The sequence below is a fragment of the Silicimonas algicola genome, from assembly GCF_003148765.1.
GTDB lineage: Bacteria > Pseudomonadota > Alphaproteobacteria > Rhodobacterales > Rhodobacteraceae > Silicimonas > Silicimonas algicola.
This window is the reverse complement of record NZ_QGGV01000003.1, coordinates 46,097-65,547: the sequence shown is the minus strand read 5'-3', so window position 1 is coordinate 65,547 and position 19,451 is coordinate 46,097. Positions and strand designations below refer to the sequence as shown.

Annotated in this window: 21 protein-coding genes and 1 tRNA gene; 11 read left to right on the top strand and 11 right to left on the bottom strand. The window is 65.6% G+C overall.

What is annotated here, in order from left to right:
- Positions 1 to 118: 118 nt before the first annotated feature.
- From ihfA to C8D95_RS07680, 5 genes are all read left to right on the top strand, one after another.
- Complete coding sequence (gene ihfA / locus C8D95_RS07700; protein WP_109758604.1) at positions 119 to 421, top strand: integration host factor subunit alpha; 303 nt, start codon at positions 119 to 121, stop codon at positions 419 to 421.
- A 5-nt stretch (positions 422 to 426) separates the two neighbouring features.
- Positions 427 to 1,170: a MerR family transcriptional regulator gene (locus C8D95_RS07695; RefSeq protein ID WP_164721624.1), complete on the top strand. Its 744-nt coding sequence runs from the start codon at positions 427 to 429 to the stop codon at positions 1,168 to 1,170.
- Positions 1,171 to 1,234: 64 nt separating this feature from the next.
- Positions 1,235 to 1,312: transfer RNA gene (locus C8D95_RS07690), tRNA-Pro, on the top strand.
- Positions 1,313 to 1,364: 52 nt separating this feature from the next.
- The gene (locus tag C8D95_RS07685; protein ID WP_109758602.1) at positions 1,365 to 2,444 is read left to right on the top strand and encodes a 2'-deoxycytidine 5'-triphosphate deaminase; all 1,080 of its coding nucleotides are present in this window, start codon (positions 1,365 to 1,367) and stop codon (positions 2,442 to 2,444) included.
- 105 nt (positions 2,445 to 2,549) lie between these two features.
- The gene (locus C8D95_RS07680) at positions 2,550 to 3,464 is read left to right on the top strand and encodes a calcium/sodium antiporter (RefSeq protein WP_109758601.1); all 915 of its coding nucleotides are present in this window, start codon (positions 2,550 to 2,552) and stop codon (positions 3,462 to 3,464) included.
- On the opposite strand, the gene C8D95_RS07675 is transcribed toward C8D95_RS07680, so the two are convergent.
- The 8 genes from C8D95_RS07675 to argS form a co-directional block, all read right to left on the bottom strand.
- Positions 3,440 to 3,982, bottom strand: a complete 543-nt coding sequence (locus C8D95_RS07675; protein ID WP_164721623.1) for a GNAT family N-acetyltransferase — start codon at positions 3,980 to 3,982, stop codon at positions 3,440 to 3,442. The two genes, C8D95_RS07680 and C8D95_RS07675, sit on opposite strands and share 25 nt — an antisense overlap.
- Complete coding sequence (locus C8D95_RS21980; protein ID WP_164721622.1) at positions 3,979 to 4,131, bottom strand: hypothetical protein; 153 nt, start codon at positions 4,129 to 4,131, stop codon at positions 3,979 to 3,981. Before C8D95_RS21980 ends, C8D95_RS07675 begins: the two co-directional genes overlap by 4 nt.
- A gap of 4 nt (positions 4,132 to 4,135) precedes the next feature.
- Complete coding sequence (scpB, locus tag C8D95_RS07670; protein WP_109759004.1) at positions 4,136 to 4,717, bottom strand: SMC-Scp complex subunit ScpB; 582 nt, start codon at positions 4,715 to 4,717, stop codon at positions 4,136 to 4,138.
- Positions 4,718 to 4,796: 79 nt separating this feature from the next.
- A complete protein-coding gene (locus C8D95_RS07665) occupies positions 4,797 to 5,579 on the bottom strand; it encodes a segregation and condensation protein A (protein WP_109758599.1) in 783 nt (260 codons plus the stop codon).
- Positions 5,572 to 6,588 carry a glycoside hydrolase family 3 N-terminal domain-containing protein gene (locus C8D95_RS07660; protein ID WP_109758598.1) on the bottom strand — a complete coding sequence of 339 codons (1,017 nt, stop codon included), beginning with the start codon at positions 6,586 to 6,588 and terminating at the stop codon, positions 5,572 to 5,574. Before C8D95_RS07660 ends, C8D95_RS07665 begins: the two co-directional genes overlap by 8 nt.
- A 1-nt stretch (position 6,589) precedes the next feature.
- Positions 6,590 to 7,648 (bottom strand): SPOR domain-containing protein, encoded by a 1,059-nt coding sequence (locus C8D95_RS07655; RefSeq protein ID WP_109758597.1) that lies wholly within the window; start codon positions 7,646 to 7,648, stop codon positions 6,590 to 6,592.
- A 303-nt stretch (positions 7,649 to 7,951) separates the two neighbouring features.
- Positions 7,952 to 8,467, bottom strand: a complete 516-nt coding sequence (locus tag C8D95_RS22245; RefSeq protein WP_146202984.1) for a hypothetical protein — start codon at positions 8,465 to 8,467, stop codon at positions 7,952 to 7,954.
- A gap of 99 nt (positions 8,468 to 8,566) precedes the next feature.
- Complete coding sequence (gene argS / locus C8D95_RS07650) at positions 8,567 to 10,291, bottom strand: arginine--tRNA ligase (RefSeq protein ID WP_109758596.1); 1,725 nt, start codon at positions 10,289 to 10,291, stop codon at positions 8,567 to 8,569.
- A 247-nt stretch (positions 10,292 to 10,538) separates the two neighbouring features.
- Here argS and C8D95_RS07645 point away from each other — a divergent pair, with 247 nt between their 5' ends.
- Positions 10,539 to 11,621 carry a hypothetical protein gene (locus C8D95_RS07645; RefSeq protein WP_109758595.1) on the top strand — a complete coding sequence of 361 codons (1,083 nt, stop codon included), beginning with the start codon at positions 10,539 to 10,541 and terminating at the stop codon, positions 11,619 to 11,621.
- Positions 11,622 to 11,625: 4 nt separating this feature from the next.
- Here C8D95_RS07645 and C8D95_RS07640 read toward each other — a convergent pair whose 3' ends face one another.
- Positions 11,626 to 12,801: a deoxyguanosinetriphosphate triphosphohydrolase gene (locus C8D95_RS07640; protein WP_109758594.1), complete on the bottom strand. Its 1,176-nt coding sequence runs from the start codon at positions 12,799 to 12,801 to the stop codon at positions 11,626 to 11,628.
- Between the two features lie 77 nt (positions 12,802 to 12,878).
- Between C8D95_RS07640 and C8D95_RS07635 the strand changes: the two genes are divergently transcribed.
- Positions 12,879 to 13,211, top strand: coding sequence for a HesB/IscA family protein (locus tag C8D95_RS07635; protein ID WP_109758593.1), 333 nt, complete (start codon positions 12,879 to 12,881; stop codon positions 13,209 to 13,211).
- A gap of 86 nt (positions 13,212 to 13,297) precedes the next feature.
- Entirely contained in the window at positions 13,298 to 13,498 is a 201-nt protein-coding gene (locus C8D95_RS07630) for a hypothetical protein (RefSeq protein WP_109758592.1), read from the top strand.
- 154 nt (positions 13,499 to 13,652) lie between these two features.
- Here C8D95_RS07630 and C8D95_RS07625 read toward each other — a convergent pair whose 3' ends face one another.
- On the bottom strand, positions 13,653 to 14,462 hold the full coding sequence (locus tag C8D95_RS07625) for an N-acetyltransferase (protein ID WP_109758591.1): 810 nt from the start codon (positions 14,460 to 14,462) through the stop codon (positions 13,653 to 13,655).
- A 278-nt stretch (positions 14,463 to 14,740) separates the two neighbouring features.
- On the opposite strand from C8D95_RS07625, the gene xth reads away from it, so the two are divergent.
- From xth to C8D95_RS07610, 3 genes are all read left to right on the top strand, one after another.
- The gene (xth, locus tag C8D95_RS07620) at positions 14,741 to 15,520 is read left to right on the top strand and encodes an exodeoxyribonuclease III (RefSeq protein WP_109758590.1); all 780 of its coding nucleotides are present in this window, start codon (positions 14,741 to 14,743) and stop codon (positions 15,518 to 15,520) included.
- A 72-nt stretch (positions 15,521 to 15,592) separates the two neighbouring features.
- Positions 15,593 to 15,895: a hypothetical protein gene (locus tag C8D95_RS07615; RefSeq protein WP_109758589.1), complete on the top strand. Its 303-nt coding sequence runs from the start codon at positions 15,593 to 15,595 to the stop codon at positions 15,893 to 15,895.
- Between the two features lie 84 nt (positions 15,896 to 15,979).
- A complete protein-coding gene (locus C8D95_RS07610) occupies positions 15,980 to 16,450 on the top strand; it encodes a hypothetical protein (protein WP_109758588.1) in 471 nt (156 codons plus the stop codon).
- A 19-nt stretch (positions 16,451 to 16,469) separates the two neighbouring features.
- Here C8D95_RS07610 and uvrA read toward each other — a convergent pair whose 3' ends face one another.
- Positions 16,470 to 19,340, bottom strand: a complete 2,871-nt coding sequence (uvrA, locus tag C8D95_RS07605; protein WP_109758587.1) for an excinuclease ABC subunit UvrA — start codon at positions 19,338 to 19,340, stop codon at positions 16,470 to 16,472.
- Between the last annotated feature and the right edge of the window lie 111 nt (positions 19,341 to 19,451).

Sequence of the window (19,451 nt, the reverse complement as noted above, 5' to 3'; positions counted from 1 at the left end):
GCGCGGAACCCCGCCCCCGCCAAGCTAAGGCCCCGATTGAGCGCCTCATTCCAAGCGCTTGTTATTGACTCGGAATTTCTTCGCGCTCATTCTGCCCTGCAAACACCGGGGGGACCGAATGAGCGAGAAGACCTTGACGCGGATGGACCTGAGCGACGCGGTGTTCCGCGAAGTCGGGCTCTCCCGCAACGAATCCGCGCAGCTTGTCGAAAGCGTCCTTCAGCACATGTCGGACGCCCTCGTGAAAAGCGAACAGGTCAAGATTTCGTCCTTCGGCACCTTCTCGATCCGTGACAAGGCGGCCCGCGTCGGACGGAATCCCAAGACCGGCGAGGAGGTCCCGATCCTGCCGCGTCGCGTGCTGACCTTCCGTCCGTCCCATCTGATGAAAGAGCGCGTGGCCGCCGGCAATAAGGGCTGATCCTGGTGGAGAAGTCCCGCGACGCCTTCCGCACGATCTCCGAGGTCGCCGACTGGCTCGACGTGCCCACGCACGTCCTGCGGTTCTGGGAGTCGCGGTTCAGCCAGATCAAACCGGTCAAACGCGCGGGCGGGCGGCGCTACTACCGCCCCGCCGACATGCGCGTGATCGGCGGCGTCAAGACGCTGCTGCACGACCAGGGCATGACGATCCGGGGCGTGCAGAAGATGTTCCGCGAACAGGGGATCAAGCACGTCTCGGGCTTTTCGCCGCCGCTTTTCGGGATGGTCGACGACGCGGACGACGAGGTGATCTCGGTCGAGGCGCGGCCCGCGCCCGCTTCCCCGGCGACCCCCGCGGCACCTGCCCGCTCGACGCACGGCGCCGCGCCGGACCCGGTCCTCGACGACGAGATCGCGGCACCGGCCCCGCTCTTCTCGCACCGAAGCGCTCCCACGTCCGAACCCGAGGTTCATGCCAGCGTCTCGTCCGACGACGGGCATACGGACACCGACGAGACGCCCGCCGAAGCCGCGTCCCCCGAAGCTTCCGCCCCCCCGCGTGGGTCCATACCGCCTACGCCCGACGTGCCGGACGCGGACCCCGAGGACGACGACCAAAGCTTCGCCGCCGCCCCTTCGGCCGCACTGCGCCTGCGGCTTGCGGACCCCGCCGTTCTTGCCCGTTACCGCGACGATCTCGCCGCCGCCGCCGGACGCCTTCGGGCCATTCTCGACCGGGCGTCCTGAACCGTGTCCGGCGCCCGACTTGGGTCTTGCCCCCGGTTCGATTTTCGGCCAGAAGGCGCCCTGTCGGGCTATGGCGCAGCCTGGTTAGCGCGTCCGTCTGGGGGACGGAAGGTCGCAGGTTCGAATCCTGCTAGCCCGACCAATCGACACCGGAACCAACCGCCGCGGCCCGTCATACGGGTGGCCTGCGCGGCATGACCGGCGTTCTTCCCGACACCCGTCTCCGTCGGCTTGTCGCCGAGGGCGCCGTCGCGGCGGAACGCGATGTCGACGAAGCGCAGGTCCAGCCCGCCTCTCTCGACCTTCGCCTTGGGCGCGTGGCCTTCCGCGTCCGCGCCTCGTTCCTGACGGGAGATGCGACCGTCGCCGACCGCCTGTCCGACTTCGAGATGCACCGGATCGACCTGACACACGGCGCGGTGCTCGAGAAAGGCTGCGTCTACGTCGTCCCGCTGATGGAGCGGCTGAAGCTGCCGCCGCAGGTCAGCGCCGTGGCGAACGCCAAGAGTTCCACAGGGCGTCTCGACCTCCTTACCCGCTGCATCACCGATGGCGGCACCGAGTTCGACCGCATCCCCTTGGGTTACGAGGGTCCGCTCTACGCCGAGATCTGTCCCCGCTCGTTCTCGGTTCTCGTTCGGCCCGGAATGCGCCTGAACCAGATCCGGTTCCGCGAGGGTCATGCCGAGTTGGACGACGTGTCGCTGGCGGCCCTTCACGGCAGGGTCGGTCTTGTCGACGGCGAGGCAGTGATCGACGACGGGCTCGGTTTTTCGGTCGACCTGCGGCCCGCAAAGGGCAGCCTCGTCGGCTATCGCGCCAAGCCGCACACAGGGCTGATCGACCTTGACCGTATCGGCCACTACGAACCCTCGGATTTCTGGGAAGAGGTTCATACCCGCGACGGCCGTATCATCCTCGACCCCGGCGCTTTCTACATCCTCGTCAGCCGCGAGGCGGTGACGATCCCGCCCACCCACGCCGCCGAGATGGCGCCCTATGTCGCGATGGTGGGCGAGTTCCGTGTCCACTACGCCGGGTTCTTCGATCCGGGCTTCGGATGGGCCGAGGCGGGCGGTTCGGGCTCGCGCGGGGTGCTGGAAGTCCGGTGCCACGAAGCGCCCTTCGTCCTGGAACACGGCCAGATCGTGGGACGGCTGGTCTACGAGTCAATGGCCGCCATGCCCGAGACGCTCTACGGCCGCGAGATCGCGTCCAACTACCAGGGCCAGGGGCTGAAGCTGTCGAAGCATTTCCGCGCGCTTAGGAACTGAGCGCCCAGTTTCATTTTTCCCGAACCCACGACCGACCTTGACGCCAAGCGTCTCCGCCACAATGTCTCTCACGCGGCGCCCGTGCCGCTCGTGCACAGGTGCCTCTTGAACATTGTCCTCATCCTTGTCGGTTTTGTTGTCCTCGTCGTCGGCGGCGAGCTTCTGGTCCGGGGCGCCGTGGCACTGGCGCGCCGCCTGCGTCTCTCTCCCCTCGTGATCGGCGTGACCGTGGTTGGCTTCGGCACCTCGGCGCCGGAACTGGCGACGAGCCTCGTCGCAGCCCTCGAGGATGCTCCCGGCATCGCTGTCGGAAACGTCGTCGGGTCGAACATCGCCAACATCCTCCTGATCCTCGGCCTCGCTGCGGTGATGATGCCGATCATTGTCGACCGGTCGGCGCTCAAGCGCGATTCCGTGGTGCTGATCGCGGCCACCCTCGCCGCTGTCGCCATCCTCTTTCTGGGCGAGGCGAGTCGGCTTGCCGGGTTCGTCCTCTTCGCTGGCCTGATCGCCTACCTCACCTATGTCATCCGCACCTCGCCCCGGCCCGAGGCAGAAGAGGAGACGGCGATGGTCGGCGCGGGGCGTTCGGCGGCCTACCTCGCCGGAGGCCTCGTCGGCATGATCGGGGGGGCCATGCTTCTCGTGCAGGGCGCGGTGGCGCTGGCCGAAGCGGCGGGTGTGTCCGAGGCGGTGATCGGGCTGACCATCGTCGCGGTCGGCACCTCCTTGCCCGAACTCGTCACCTCGGTGATCGCGGCACGCAAGGGCGAGGGCGACATTGCACTCGGCAACGTCATCGGCTCGAACATCTTCAACATCCTCGGTATCCTCGGTTTGACCGCGCTGATTACGCCGATCACCGTGCCGGCCGACATGTCGGTCCGCGACGGCGGCATCCTTCTTGCGGCGACGGTGGCTCTTCTGGTCGTCTGCCGAACGGGTCTTCGCGTCACGCGAACCGAGGGCCTGGCCTTCCTCGCGCTCTACGTCGTCTATCTCTGGATGCTCTGGCCCTGAGGGCTGAGGGGCAACTCCATGTAGATCGCCCAGGGGCCCAGGACGGGATCGCCTGCAAGGTCGCTTTCGGGAAAGGCGTCCCTCTCGACGAAGCCGAGCTTGCGGTAGAGGTCGAGAGCGGGCGTCAGGTTGCGCGTTGAATCGAGCCGGACGACCGCTGCTCCCGCCTCCTGCGCGGCTGCCACGGCCGCCATCACCAGAGCCCGACCGACGCCCATGCCGCGACCCGCGGGCGGAACGTAGAGGCGCTTGATCTCCATTGCGCCTGCCCCTGACGGACGCAGGAAGACCATGCCGAGGACAGCATCCCCGTCATCCTCGGCCACGAAAGCATAGCCACGCGGCGGCACCACGTCTTGCAGGTGAGCGAGGGTCTTCGACAGAAGGCCGTCTGGCTGGAATCGCGGCGCGCCGGCGCGAACGAGGTCGTCGCAAACGAAGCGGACGTAGTCCGCCAGGTGCGGCGTCAGCCCGTGCACTTCGTCCACCGACACGAGACGCCGGATGCGCAGGCTCACTTCATCAGCCGGTTGATCTTCCGCATCGCCTTCATGGTCTGCTGCGTCTTCTTCACGCGCGGATCGACCTTCTGGCCCTTGTTCAGCCAGCGCATCCCGTGACGGAAGACCATGTTGATCGCCATGTTGATCAGCCTGTTCGCGTTCATCTGCTCATGCCTCGTCCTCGAACATGTCGGTCTGGTCCTGGTCGTCCTCGCCGTCGTCGCCCTGCAGCGCGTCACCGGGCGGCGGACGGTTCTCCAGGAGGCCTGCGGCACGCAATTCCTTCAGCCCGGGCAGGTCGCGCGCGCTTTCAAGCCCGAAGTGGTCCAGGAATTCCTGCGTTACGACATAGGTCACCGGGCGTCCGGGTGTCATCTTGCGCCGCCCGAAACGGATCCACTCGAGCTCCAGCAACTGGTCGACCGTGCCCCGGCTGACGCTGACGCCCCGGATCTCCTCGATCTCGGCCCGCGTCACCGGCTGGTGATAGGCGATGATCGCCAGCGTCTCGACGGCCGCGCGCGAAAGCTTGCGCGTCTCGACCGTCTCCTTCTGCATCAGGAAGCCCAGGTCCGGCGCGGTGCGCATGGCCCAGGCGTCGCCCACCTTGACCACTGAAACGCCCCGCCCCTCATAGCGCTTCCGCAACCGTTCAACCGTCGCCGCGGCGTCGCAACCGTGCGGCAGGCGCGTGTTCAGGTCGGCGACCCCGATCGGTTCGACCGTCGCAAAGAGGATCGCCTCGACCATCCGCTCCTGCTCGGCCTCGGGCGGCGCCTCGAAAAGGCTCTCGCGCGGGGGCCGGTCGTCGGCGGCCTCGGGGCCGGTCTCAGGCACGGGCGACCGCCCGGATCTGGATCGGCGCGAAGGTGTCGGACTGACGGATGCGGATCGCACCGGTCTTGACCAGTTCGAGCGAGGCCGCAAAGTGCGACGCCGTGGCCGAGCGCCGCCGCTGCGGATCGCTCTCCCAACCCTCGGGAAGGTAGGACAGAAGGTCGGTCCATTCGCCCGCATAGCCGATCAGGCCGCGCATCCGCTCCAGCGCCTGCTCCAGCGTGAAGACATTGTCGCGGTCCATGACGTAGGGCCGGAACTCGTCCTTGGTGCGGATCCGGGCATAGCCCTGCATCAGGTCGAGAAGCGTCGCGGTATAGCGGACGCGGCGCACGCGTGTCACGTCCTCGGGCAGGCCGCGCACGAAGAAGTCGCGGCCCTTCTGGTCGCGCGCCATGAGCTGCGCGGCGCGGTCGCGCATGGCGGCGAGGCGTTCAAGCTGGAAGGCCAGGTGCGCTGCCAGCTCTTCGCCCGAGGGTCCCTCGTCCGACGGGTCGGGAGGCAGCAGCAGCCGCGACTTGAGAAACGCGAGCCAGGCCGCCATCACGAGATAATCGGCCGCCAGTTCGATCCGCAACGTCTTGGCGCGCTGGACGAAGGACAGGTACTGCTCGGCCAGGGCAAGGACGCTGATCTTGCGGAGATCGACCTTCTGCGTGCGCGACAGCATCAGGAGAAGGTCGAGAGGCCCCTCGAACCCATCCACGTCGACGATCAGGGCCTCGGCGGCAAGCCGGTCCCCAACATCCGAGAAATCCATGTCGCCATCAGGCATGGGCACGTCCCTGCATCAGGGCGCCAAACTCGGCTTCGAGAGCCGAAATGTCAATATCTGGTAGGCCTGCCCGGCAAGTAAGCGCTATATCTGCGCGATGTTGGGAAGCCCCGTCCATCGCACCCACTGTTTCGGCGATCACCCGCATTTCGGACAGATCGCCGTTGCAATGCAGGACGGCGTCGCATCCCGCCGCGATGGCGCGGGCGGCACGCTCGGCGATGTCGCCCGAAAGAGCCTGCATCGAGATGTCGTCGGTCATCAGGAAGTTCTGCAACCCCAGGTCCTCGCGCAGGAAGCGGACGCCTGCGGGCGACAGCGTCACGGGCGTCTCGGCGTCGATTTCCGGCAGGACGATGTGCGCTGTCATGGCCATGGGCAGGTCGGCCAGAGCGCGGAACGGGGCAAAATCCGTGTCCCGCAATTCGGCGAGCGGCACGTCGATCCGCGGCAATGCGAGGTGGCTGTCCAGCGTCGCGCGCCCGTGTCCCGGGGCATGCTTAAGCACCGGCAACACTCCCGCCTCGAGAAGTCCCGTCGCACAGGCACGCGCCATGGCGGTGACGGTCGCGGCGTCGGTGCCATAGCAGCGGTTGCGAAGGAAGGGATGCGTCTCGGGCCAGGCGATGTCTGCGGAGGGCGCGCAGTTGGCGTCGATGCCCTGTGCGCGCAGTTCGGCCCCGATCATCAGGCCCCGCAGGTGCATCGCCCGGAAGGCCGCACTCTCATGCGGCGTGAGGGCGGCAACCTGATCGAGCGGCGGCATCCACTCGCGCCAGTGCGGTGCGCGGAGGCGCTGGACCCGGCCGCCCTCCTGGTCGATCAGGATCGGCGCCTCGCGCCCCACGGCCTCGCGCAGCGAGGTGCAGAGGCGGCGAAGCTGCTCGGGCGTCTCGGCGTTCCGCGCGAAAAGGATGAACCCGAACGGGTCGGCGTCGCGGAAGAAGGCGACCTCGTCCTCGGTCAGGACGGGGCCGGCGGGCGCGACGATGTACGCGCCCTGCCCCAACTTATTCCTGCACGACCGGGATGCAGTTGGCGCCCTCGGCAACCAGCACCGCGCAGAAGCGCCGTGCGTCGCCAAGATCGTCGAAGCCGACCGCGCGAAGACGGAAGAAGGTCCGCCCACCGCTCTGCGCTTCCTGGATCACCCGGCCCTTGCCACCCATGTATTCGCCGAAGCGCTCCTCGGCGGCCAGCCATTCGGCCTCCGCCACCTGGGCGCTGCCGAAGGCGCCGAGTTGCACGAGGCGCGTGCCGGGCGGGATGCGAACCGGATCGACGCTGCCGTCGGCGGCGCTGGCGGACGCCAAGGATACGCGCTGAAGGCGGGCGGGCCGCTCGACCGGGCGCGGCGTGCGCGCCGGAACATGGGCGGGGGCCGCGACGCGCAGGACGGCGGGCTCGGCCACGAGCGGTTCCGGGGCGAGACCGATGTCCGCCAGGGCCGCAGCAACCGCGAGATCCGTGGCCGACGGCGCGGGCTCCTCGGTCAGGGCCGCGGTGCCGTCGGCATTGGTGACCGTGCCGAAGCCGTCCTCCACGCCCTCCTCGTCGAAAGCTGCGCCGAAGTCCTCGCTCACGGCATCGGAGGTGAAGGCGGCGACGTCCTCGTCCGCCACTTCGACGACCGGAGGCATGGTCGCAAAGGCGTCGTCCTCAAGCGACATGACCGCCGGCGTCGCGTCAGGCGTCGGCGCAGGGGCCACAACCGGCGGAAGCTCGGCCATCGCCAGATCCTCCTCCTCGTCGAGCGTCGCGGGCTGAGGGGCCAGCACAACGCGGTCCGAAGGCGCCACATCGACGCGCTCTTCCGCGATGCGGTTGACCGTCAGCCCCTGGTAGTCGCTGGCCAGCCCGCCCGGATCCTCGGGTGCGATCCGCATCGGACCTTCCAGGGCGCGAACGACCGGAACCCCGGTCACGTCGCGCACCCAAAGCTGCCATCCCCAGGTCGCCAGACCGGCGATCAGCAGGACCGACAGCCCCGCCCCGGCCCAGTTCATCGCTGCGGCGAAGGTGCTCCCATAGGATCCGTCGCCATAGTCATCGTAATTGAGTGCCGCCATGTTTCATGCCTCAACTGCCCGCCGCCGGTTGTTCCGGCAGTCTCCACTGCTCGATGACGCGAGGCCTGGGCGCTGTCGTTGAGGCCGGTTTCCCGGCAGTCAGCGCGTTTCCTAGACCGGCGTCACAGCAAGGATACGCCATCCGCCAGAAATAACAACGGTTACGGGGCGATGTGGGGCGATTTTCGCTGGTGGCGGGAGGTGCGGTCCGCGGGCGGGGAATGTCTCTTGTCGGATATTAGAGTGTGGCAGCCTTGGTGTTCCGCTTGGAAGACGAGAAGCGAGGAGCCCTAGGTGTGTTCGCTACTCGAAAAGAACCTGCGAACACTCAAACTCGGTAATAGCTGAACCGGAACGCAGACCCTCCACTTCAGACGCGGGACGCACATGGTAGAGAGGATTTTCCCTCCCGGTTGGAACGCGCGTTGAGCCAATAGAAAACCAGCCATACTCAGTTCCGTCCACAGTCGCCTCGGCAAGGACGTCGCGGCGCGTGTTTGCCGAAGACGAAATCACCTGCGACGTACTCACAAAAAGTCCACCTCCCGCAGCTCTCATCAGCGGGCCCAATGAATAGAGAGCCAATGAACTTTCGTCTGCTTCTGCGCCTAGCCGCTCAATTTGAATGAGGTGCAATCGATATGTTTCGTCTGATCGTGTTCCGTCTTCGAACTCTGTTTCAAGTGAGACGCAGCCATAAGCTACGGCCGTCGCGCGAACGTCAGCGTGCGCCATAGAGTATGCCGCTCCGGTCATCACAGAGCCGAACACTAGGATCTTTTTTGCGAACGTGATGAGGAACCTGGAGGTCATCGGCACTCTGAGGTCGCTGTCATGGAGAACTTTATGAGGAGGCATTATGCGAGACAATGAATCGCAGGTTGTTCGCACTCCTGCCAACCGCCCTCCCGCCGCTCCCTACCGCATCTCCTCGACCGGCGTGACCCCAAGGATCCTCAACCCGTTGGCGATCACCACTGCCACCGCACGGGGCAGCGCGATTTTCGCCGCCGTGGCCTGGGGATTGCCCTCCTGCACGAAACGCAAGGCAGAATTGTCGTTGCCCTTGTTCCACAGCGCGTGGAAATCCGACGCCAGCTCGTAGAGGTAGAAGGCGACCCGGTGCGGCTCGTGATTGCGGGCGGCGATCTCGATCAGGCGCGGCCATTCTGCGATCTTCTTCGCCACGGTAAACTCCGCCTCGTCCTCGAGCCGGGCATTGTCCGACCAGTCGAGGTGCATCGTCTCGGCCCGGCGCATGACGGACCTGACGCGGGCGTGGGCGTACTGGACGTAGAAGACCGGGTTGTCCTTCGATTGCTCCGTCACCTTGGCGAAGTCGAAGTCGAGCGGCGCGTCATTCTTGCGCGTGAGCATCACGAAGCGCGTCACGTCCGCTCCGACCTCCTCGACCACGTCGCGGAGGGTAATGAAGGTCCCCGCCCGCTTCGACATCTTGAAGGGCTCGCCATTCTTGTAGAGCTTCACGAGCTGCGTCAGCTTGATGTCGACCGGCACGCGCCCGTCCGACAGGGCCGAGACGGCGGCGTTCATCCGCTTGACGTAGCCGCCGTGGTCCGCGCCGAAGACGTCGATCAACTCGTCGAAGCCGCGCGCGATCTTGTCCCAGTGATAGGCGATGTCGGGTGCGAAATAGGTCCAGGCGCCGTCCGACTTCATGATCGGCCGGTCGACGTCGTCGCCATGCTCGGTCGACTTGAAGAGCGTCTGCTCGCGCGGCTCCCAGTCCTCGGGCACCTTGCCCTTCGGCGGCTCGAGCGTGCCCTTGTAGATCAGGCCCCGCTTCTTCAGCTCCGCGATCGCCGCCTCGATCCGACCCGTGCCGTAAAGCGACTTCTCGGAGAAGAAGTGGTCCATCTTCACGCCGAGCGTCGCCAGATCCTCGCGGATCAGCTCCATCATGGCGTCGGTGGCGAAGTCGCGGACCTCGGTCAGCCATTCGCCCTCGGGCAGGTTCAGAAGCCGGTCGCCGTACTTCACCTTCAGCGCTTCGCCCACAGGAACGAGATAGTCGCCGGGGTAGAGACCCTCGGCGATCTCGGGAGAAAGGCCGTTCGCCTCGCGGTACCGCTCGTAGGCCGAGCGGGCGAGGACGTCGACCTGCGCGCCGCCGTCGTTGATGTAGTATTCGCGCGTGACGTCGTAGCCCGCGAATTCGAGCAGCGCCGCAAGCGCGTCCCCGAAAACCGCGCCCCGCGTGTGTCCGACGTGGAGGGGTCCCGTCGGGTTCGCCGAGACATACTCGATGTTCACCTTCACGCCCGCGCCGAGGCCCGAATGGCCGAAGGACCTCCCGGCGTCGATGGCCTCGGCCACGACATCATGCCAGACCTCGGGGACGAGACGGATGTTTATGAACCCTGGACCCGCGACCTCGGCTGTCGCGATCCGCGGATCGGACGTCAGCCGCTCGGCCAGTTCGACCGCGATGTCGCGGGGAGCCTTGTCGGCGGGCTTTGCCAGGACCATCGCCGCGTTCGTCGCCATGTCGCCATGCGCCGGATCGCGCGGTGGCTCCACCGCCACCGCGCCCCAGGACAGGCCCGAGGGCAGCCGCCCCTCGGCCACAAGGGCGTCGAGCGTCTCGATCACGGAGGTGCGGATGTCGGCGAAGATGTTCATGGGTCCGGTCCTTGGCTCTTGGCGGGGTTTAACACTCCGGCGCCCGGCGTCAACGAAAGCGGGCCGGTGCTTCCGGCTGGTGCTGCGGCCACCGCGATACAAGCGACCCTATCCCCGCCGATGCCTTGGCGTCAGGGTTGTTCTTTGAGCCGCACCGTGTGAACAACCAAGGGGGCCACTTCTCGAGGTTGCAGCTTTGCTGACTGTGCTAACCGAAAGATTGATCCGTGTTCCGAAAGCACGGACGTTGGACCTGACGGTCGTGCAACAGGGCTCGACCAGCCGAGTGCACTTTGGCGACGCGGCGTTCGACGTGACCTCCGACCTCAACGACATCGGGACGCACGACGTCTTCGACTTCGCGCTTTTCGGCACCCTCGCCGTGGCGGTGCGGAACAACTGGAATGTTAGGACCGATCTTCCGATTACGGAGGACGGCCTTGCCGCCGCGCGCCGCGTGGTCGACATTTTCGATCTGTGGCGCGTTCGCCGCTGCTATCCCGTCACCATCGAAGCGACCAATCTCGTCCCGGCCCCAGTCCATGCCCCGCGCCACGGCGGCCTGATCTGCCTCTCGGGCGGTATAGATTCAACTTACGCTGCCATGAAGGACGTCGCCGAAGGCCGGGCTGGTCATGGCCTTCTCGTCGCGGGCGCAGACTACCCGCGCGCCACCTCGCCCGGCTTCGTCGAGAGGCGCGGCCGGGTGGCGCGTCTCGCGGAGGTCCTCGGGCTGGAGCTGGTGACGGCCGAAACGACGGTCCGCGACCACAAGCTCTATTTCAATGCCACGCACACCTGCGTCCTGGCGATGATGCTGGCCTTCCACGCCCAATGTTTCCGAGACGGGTCCATCGCCGCAGACTTCACGCTGGCGCAAGAGTACGGCTATACGCCCTGGGGCAACTCGCGCCCTATCGTCGAAGCGCTTGGGTCCACATGGTTCCCGATCCATCACGCCGGCGGCGAGGCCGGGCGGACCGCCAAGGTCCGGGCTATCGTCGACGCCGATCCCGACCTGATGAGAGCCGTGTCGGTCTGCCAGAACAAGGAAATCGGCGGCAATTGCGGCACCTGCGAGAAATGCGTCCGGACGAAGCTGAACCTCGTCGCGGCGGGCGTCGATCCCGCCCCGTATTTCGAAGCCAATCCGGACCTGGCCGAGCATTTTGCGGCGATGACCCTGCCGAACTACCCCGCGGGCCTCAGGCGGCACATGGTCTTTCTCAAGGACCTCGAGCCGACGCTCGACGATGCTGCCCTCCGGACCGTTTTGACGAACCGGCTCGACAGACTGCGGCGGAAGATCACCCCGACGGGCAAAGCCTGAGACGTCACCCCACCGGCACGCTACGCATCGCCGCCGCCTCGCCGCCCCCGATGAACCTCTCGTGGCATTGAAGCGCGAAACGGTCGGTCATGCCCGCGATGTAGTCGGACACGATGCGGGCGAGCGCGGTTTCGTCCTCGGCGTCCTCGACGTCCTTCCGCCACTGCTTCGGCAAGTTGTCGGGGTGCGCCATGAAGAACGGGAAAAGCTCGTCGATCACGCGGGTCACCTCGGCGCGCATCTTCACGACCGTCGGTGCGCGATACATGCGGGTGAAGAGGAATTGGCGGATCACCTTCAGATCCTGGAACAGCGGCTCGGAAAAACGGATCATCTGGAACCCCGCCTCGCGGATGTCCTGCGCGCTGGCCGGCTGGATCTCGGCCAGGGATCTCTGCGCCACCGCGATGACGTCCTCGACCAGAAGCCCGAAAAAGCGCCGCAGCGCCTCGTGCCTTCGGCGATAGTAGTTGAGGCCGGGATAGATCTCGTCGACGCGGGCGAAGCAGCGGTCGAGGATGGGGAGCTTTCCAAGTTCGTCGGTCGAGAACAATTCCGCCCGCAGCCCATCGTGCAGGTCGTGGTGGTTGTAGGCCACGTCGTCCGAGATCGCCGCCACCTGCGCCTCGGCGCTGGCGTAGGTGTGAAGTTCGAGGTCGTGCTTGGTCTGGTACTCGGCCAGCGCCCAAGGCAGCACGCCCGTCACCGGACCATTGTGTTTCGCAATGCCTTCAAGGGTTTCCCAGGTCAGGTTCAACCCGTCGAACCGCGCATAATGCCGTTCCAGCGCAGTCACGATCCGCAGCGCTTGCGCGTTGTGATCGAAGCCGCCGTAGGGTGCCATGAGCGCCGACAGTGCCTCTTCGCCCGTGTGACCGAAGGGCGTATGGCCCAAGTCGTGCGCCAGCGCCACCGCCTCGGTCAGTTCGGCGTTGAGGCCAAGCGCGCCCGCAATCGTCCGCGCCACCTGTGCCACCTCGATGGAATGCGTGAGGCGCGTGCGGAAGTAGTCGCCCTCGTGTTCGATGAAGACCTGCGTCTTGTGCTTCAGCCGCCGGAAGGCGCTGGCATGGATGATCCGGTCCCGGTCGCGCTGGAAGGCGGACCGGAAGGTGGACTCGTCCTCGTCGTGCAGCCGGCCCCGGCTTGTCGCCGGGTCCGACGCATAGGGCGCCTGCATTGCGTCCCCTGTCTTGTTCGCCTGTCCCGTCGCCCATATATTCCGTTGAAGCAGCAAAAGAAACGCCGGAGTCCGAGATGGACCTTGCCCTTCCTCCCCGTGTCACGCCCCGCGCCTTTGCGCGGCTGGCCGAGATCAACGAAGGCGCGGACGCGCCCAGGGCGCTTCGCGTCGCCGTCGAGGGCGGCGGATGCTCGGGCTTCCAGTACTCCATCGACATGGGCGAGCCGTCGGACGGTGACCTCGTGCTGGAAGGCGAGGGACAGAAGGTCGTGGTGGACGAGGTATCCCTGCCCTTCCTGTCGAATGCCGTCATCGACTTCGCAGACGAGCTGATCGGCGCTCGCTTCGTGATCGAGAACCCGAACGCGACGTCGAGCTGCGGCTGCGGGACGTCGTTTTCGATGTAAGAGCTTATGCCTGCTCGCTTTTCGGTGGGGCCTGCAAACATAGCGCGAATCTGTTAGGGTGGCTGTCCCAGACAAGGGAGGCTCTGATGACCAAGCATATCATCGACGGCAAGCGTATCCCCGGAGGACCGGCGAAGGCGCGACGCTACACTAAGCTCGACTCCGAAGCGCGGCCTCATCCGCATTCGATCGCGCTTCAACGGCGTCCTCTGCACACCGACGCCGATACGCGCGCCCGGCGCTTTATCGCGATAGAGCGGCGGACGGGAGAGCCGATCCCCGCCTGACAGACCGGGGGATGCAATCGAAGGGATGGCTCGGACCCCGGCCTTCTGCATTTCTCGTGCAAATTGGGGCAGGCACGCCATCGACTCGACAAACGTACGCTTCACCTAACCCCTGTGCGGAGAGCCGCCTTCCATATACGGGGGCATTGAGGCTCTACCTCGTCATACGTCCAGCGGCCAAGGCGCGCGGATCGGTGCATCCGACGATCGCAAAGTCTCCCCGCGAAAGTCCCATTCGGGCGCAGATGGATTCCGACGGCGCGTTTCCAGGCTCAACGCCAGTCATGAAGTTGCCGAATTGGAACCGTGCTTCCATCTCAAGCAAGGCATGTGCCCCAAGAACAAGAGACAACCGCTGACCACGCCGCGCAGGGTCGGTGGCAAGCATTCCCCACCATGCCTGCCTGCCATGTTTGGGATGATCTTCGTGGGCGTATGCCGATGACGCTGCGCACGAAACCACCTTCGACGTGCGGTCAATGGCCACCAAACAGAGCGCGGGACGCAAGAGGCCGCGCAAGACTTCTCCGCAGAGCGGCAGGACACCGCAGCCCAAGGCCATGTCGGCCAGAGAGGTCAGGTGCCCGTCCGATGTCGACGCATCAAGACGCAGCATCGTAAGATCCTCGGGCAGGGAAACCGTCTCGACAACCCGTCGCGCCGCCGCGATGGCAGAGCGATTGCCCTCCCACTTGTCATAGTGCACGGGGACGAACCCGCGCGCCGACAGCGACATCTTGATGGCTTCGGCCTCGTTCAACCGCACGGTACCGTAGGCCGCGTTGCCCTGGACCGTGGCCAGGGCTGCAAGTTGCTCAATGCCGCCGTCCTCTGGTCCGGCCAAGCCAACCGTGCGACCGTAATAAGTGTAGCGCCGGTCCTGACCCAGTAAAGAAGCCATCCCACGGCCCCGACGCAGCACCGCGCGTTGATCGTCGGTTCCAAAGAATTCGTCTCTTCCCATGGCCCGACCCTTTGATGTTCCAGGCAAGCATTCCGGACGAAAAATCAGACGTCAAAACAATCTTGGCCCAAGTCGGTCCATTCGGACCCGCTCGACACACCGAAGACAATTGATTTCTGGGGCGTACCCAATGGTCTCAAAGCAGCCTTTGGGAGTTCGGCGTAGCCGTCATCAGGCTGCGCCATAAAAGGCAAAGGGCCGGCTCGGACCGTGCGCTTTCGCGGTGCGTGCGCCGGATCCGCTTTGACAACATCCGGCAAAACCCGTCATCTCCCCTCATGCGCATCGCCACCTTCAACATCAACGGCGTCCGGGCCCGGATCGAAGCCGTCACCGCCTGGCTGACCGAAAGCGCGCCCGACGTGGCGCTCCTCCAGGAGATCAAGTCGCAGGACGAGGGTTTCCCGCGCGAGCATTTCGAGGACCTGGGCTACACCGTCCACACCCACGGGCAGAAGGGCTTCAACGGCGTCGCGATCCTGTCGAAGCTACCTCTCGAGGACGTGACGCGAGGGTTGCCCGGCGACGAGACCGACGAGCAGGCGCGCTGGATCGAGGCGACCGTGATCGGGATACGCGCGGTGCGCGTCTGCGGCCTCTACCTGCCGAACGGCAATCCCGCACCGGGTCCGAAGTACGACTACAAGCTCGCCTGGATGGCGCGGCTGAAGTCCCGCGCCGAGGCGCTGCTCGAGACTGAGGAGCCTGTGGTGATCTGCGGCGACTACAATGTCATTCCCCAGGACGAGGACGCCGCAAGACCCGCAGCGTGGCGCGAGGATGCGCTCGCCCTGCCCGCCAGCCGCGCCGCCTTCCGCGAGATCCTGAACCTCGGCTACACCGACGCCTTCCGGGTCCGCCACGCGGGCGGCGGGCACTACAGCTTCTGGGATTATCAGCGCAACGCCTTCGACCGGAACGACGGCATTCGCATCGACCACCACCTGCTGTCGCCTCAAGCTGCCGACCTGCTGAACGACTGCTGGATCGAGGCGGCCGTGCGGGGGCGAGAGAAGCCTTCCGACCACGTTCCTGTCTGGATCGACATCGACGCCTGAATTTTACGGAACCTTTCCGCTTATTCCGCGTCATCCCCTCGTATGACAGGTGTGAGTGAGGGGTGTTGTCCCATGGTTCGTTACCTCGTATTGGCCGGTTTGGCCGCCTTTATCCAGATCTCGGGCGCGCATGGTTGCACCGTGGGTGGCAAGTGCCTCACGCCGCCCGAGAATTCTGGCTCTGTCGAAGTGGCCGCGGGCGAAGTCGTACCCCGGGGTCAGGGGCAAATCCTCCTCAACGCCGAGTATTACGGGCTTCCGCCGACAGGCGGAGACTTCTGGTATTTCCGTGTGGGGGATCAGGTTTTCCGCGTAAACCCGGACACGCTCGAAGTGCTCGAGGACGTCACTGCGCAAATGAACCGGGCCTTCTGACCGGCGGCGAATTGCCAACGCAAAGGGCCTTGTCCTACTTCTGCCTCAAAGCAGCCCTAGCTTGAGAAGCAAAGGAGAGACCCCGTGAAAATCCTTCTGACTGCCCTTTCCCTCACGCTGGCGCTCGGCGCCCTGCCCGATGCCGCTCTCGCCAAGGACCCCAAGGGTTGCCCGCCGGGTCTGGCAAAGAAGTCGCCCGCCTGCGTGCCGCCAGGCCTTGCGCGGAAGGGCGTGACGCGCGACGACCGCGACCATGACCGCTATGAGGATCGTGCGGACCGGGACGACCGGGACCGCGACGATTGGGATCGTTACGACGAGGACGACTATCGCGTCCTGCGCGTCGGCGACCGCATCGTGCTGGATGGACGGGAATATATCGTCGTCGACACGCGCGACGGCACGCTGATCCGCCGTGACGACCGGACGTGGCGTCTGCCGCGGCTCGACGACGGTTCGGACTATGTCCGCGTCGGCGACGCGATCATCCGGGTCGACCGCCGCACACGCGCCGTGCTCGACCTGATCGAGCTGACCGACCTCATCCTGAGCTGACCCAAAGGCGCGGCGGAGCCTACTCCGCCGCCACACGCGCCGCGCCAAGGATTCCGGCGAGGTAGCGCCCCGTATGGCTCTCGGGCACTTTCGCCACGTCCTCGGGCGTGCCCACGGCCACGATCCGCCCGCCCCCGTCGCCGCCTTCGGGACCGATGTCGATGATGTGGTCGGCGGTCTTGATGACGTCGAGGTTGTGCTCGATCACGATGACGGAATTGCCCTGCTCCACCAGCTCGTGCAGCACTTCCAGCAGCTTGCGTACGTCCTCGAAGTGAAGGCCCGTCGTCGGCTCGTCTAGAATGTAAAGCGTCCGCCCCGTCGCGCGCTTCGACAGTTCCTTCGACAGCTTCACCCGCTGTGCCTCGCCCCCCGACAGCGTCGTCGCCTGCTGGCCGACCTTGATGTAGCCAAGACCCACGCGCACCAGAGCATCCATCTTCTCGCGGATGGACGGCACTGCCTTGAAGAACTCCTGCGCGTCTTCCACCGTCATATCAAGGACATCCGCGATGGACTTGCCCTTGAATCGGATTTCCAGCGTCTCACGGTTATACCGCTGGCCGTGGCAGGTCTCGCAGGTGACGTAGACGTCGGGCAGGAAGTGCATCTCGATCTTGATGACGCCATCGCCCTGGCAGGCCTCGCAGCGCCCGCCCCTGACGTTAAAGCTGAAGCGTCCGGGTTTGTAGCCCCGCGCCTTCGCCTCGGGCAGTCCCGCGAACCAGTCTCGGATCGGCGTGAAGGCCCCCGTGTAAGTCGCTGGATTCGAACGCGGAGTACGCCCGATGGGGCGCTGGTCGATGTCGATGACCTTGTCGAGGTGTTCGAGCCCCTTGATCGTCTCGCAGGGCGCTGGCGTTTGACGCGCACCGTTCAGCCGCATGGAAGCCGTCTTGAACAACGTCTCGATGGTCAGCGTCGATTTTCCGCCGCCGGACACGCCCGTGACGCAGACGAACTGGCCTAGGGGAAAGCTCGCCGTCACATCCTGGAGGTTGTTGCCCGAGGCGTTCACCACCGTGACCGACTTGCCCTTCTTCGGCTTCCGGCGCTCGTGCGGCACAGGGATCGCCCGTCGCCCGGCAAGATAGTCTCCCGTAACGCTGGCGGGGTTCGCGATGATCTCGGCCGGGGTGCCGTGGGCCACGACCTCGCCGCCGTGAATGCCGGCGCCGGGTCCGATGTCGAAGACGTAGTCGGCCTCGCGGATCGCCTCTTCGTCGTGCTCGACGACGATGACGGTGTTGCCTGCGTCGCGCAGGTTCTTCAGCGTCTCCAGCAGGCGCCCGTTATCGCGCTGGTGCAGGCCGATGGACGGCTCGTCGAGAACGTAGAGAACCCCGGTGAGGCCCGAGCCGATCTGAGACGCGAGGCGTATGCGCTGGCTTTCGCCACCGGACAGGGTGCCCGCGTTCCGCGACAGGGTCAGGTATTCGAGACCCACGTTGTTCAGGAAGCCGAGACGCTCGCGGATCTCCTTCAGGATGGCTGAAGCGATCTCGTTCTTCTGTTTGGACAGGTGGTTCGGCGCGTCGAGCGTCCAGTCCAGCGCCTCGCGGATCGACTTCTGCACCACTTCCCCGACGTGAAGGCCGCCAATCTTCACCGCCAGAGCCTCGGGCCGCAGGCGGAATCCGCCGCAGGTGCCGCAGGGGCGGTTGTTCTGGAACCGCTCCAGGTCCTCACGAATCCAGGCGCTGTCGGTCTCGCGGTAGCGCCGCTCGAGGTTCGGGATGATTCCCTCGAAGGCGCGCTCGACGGTGTAGACGCGGCCGTTCTCGTCGTAGCGGAAGGCGATCTCGTCCTCGCCGGAGCCGAACAGGATACCCCGCTGCGCGGTCTCGGGCAGCTCTTTCCACGGTGTGCGCTTGTCGAACCCATAGTGCTTCGCCAAGGCGTCGATGGTCTGCATGTAATAGGGCGACTTGCCCTTCCGCCAGTTCGCAAGCGCGCCGTTGTCGAGCGGCACGAGAGGCCGCGACAAATCGGGCACCACGAGGCGTTCGTCGAAGAACAGCTCGACGCCCAGACCATCGCAGGACGGACAGGCCCCGAAGGGCGCGTTGAACGAGAAGAGGCGCGGCTCGATTTCCGAGATCGTGAAGCCCGATACCGGGCAGGCGAACTTTTCGGAGAATGTGATCCGCTCGGGCTCGGCGTCGGCGGGTGCGGTCTCGAGGATGGCGATGCCGTCGGCGAGGTCGAGCGCGGTGCGGAACGAGTCCGCCAGCCGGGTTTCAATGCCTTCCTTCACCACGATGCGGTCCACCACCACGTCGATGTCGTGGCGGAACTTCTTGTCGAGCGTGGGCGGGCTGTCGAGCTCGTAGAACTCGCCGTTGACCTTCACGCGCTGGAAGCCCTGCTTGCGCAGCTCCAGGAATTCCTTGCGGTACTCGCCCTTCCGGTCACGCACGATCGGGGCGAGAAGATAGGCGCGCGTCCCCTCCTCCATCGTCATCACGCGGTCGACCATGTCCTGCACTTGCTGCGCCTCGATCGGCAGGCCTGTTGCGGGGGAATAGGGCGTGCCGGCGCGGGCGAAGAGCAGGCGAAGATAGTCATAGATCTCGGTAACGGTGCCGACGGTCGAACGCGGATTCTTCGAGGTGGTCTTCTGCTCGATGGAGATCGCCGGAGACAGACCAGAGATGTGGTCTACGTCCGGCTTATGCATCATGTCGAGGAACTGCCGCGCGTAGGCCGAGAGCGACTCGACATAGCGACGCTGCCCCTCGGCGTAGATGGTGTCGAAGGCCAGCGACGACTTGCCCGAGCCGGAGAGGCCAGTGATGACCACCAATTCGTTCCGGGGAATGTCGACGTTTATGTTCTTGAGGTTGTGCTCGCGCGCGCCGCGCACCTCGATGTTCTTCTGCTCGGCCATCAAGCCACCTCTCAAAGCGCAAGCCACAGAGATAGCGACGGGGCCGCGAGACTCAATGGCGTAAACGGAACATTACCGGAACATCCATGCCGCGTCACCGATTTTCCGTGA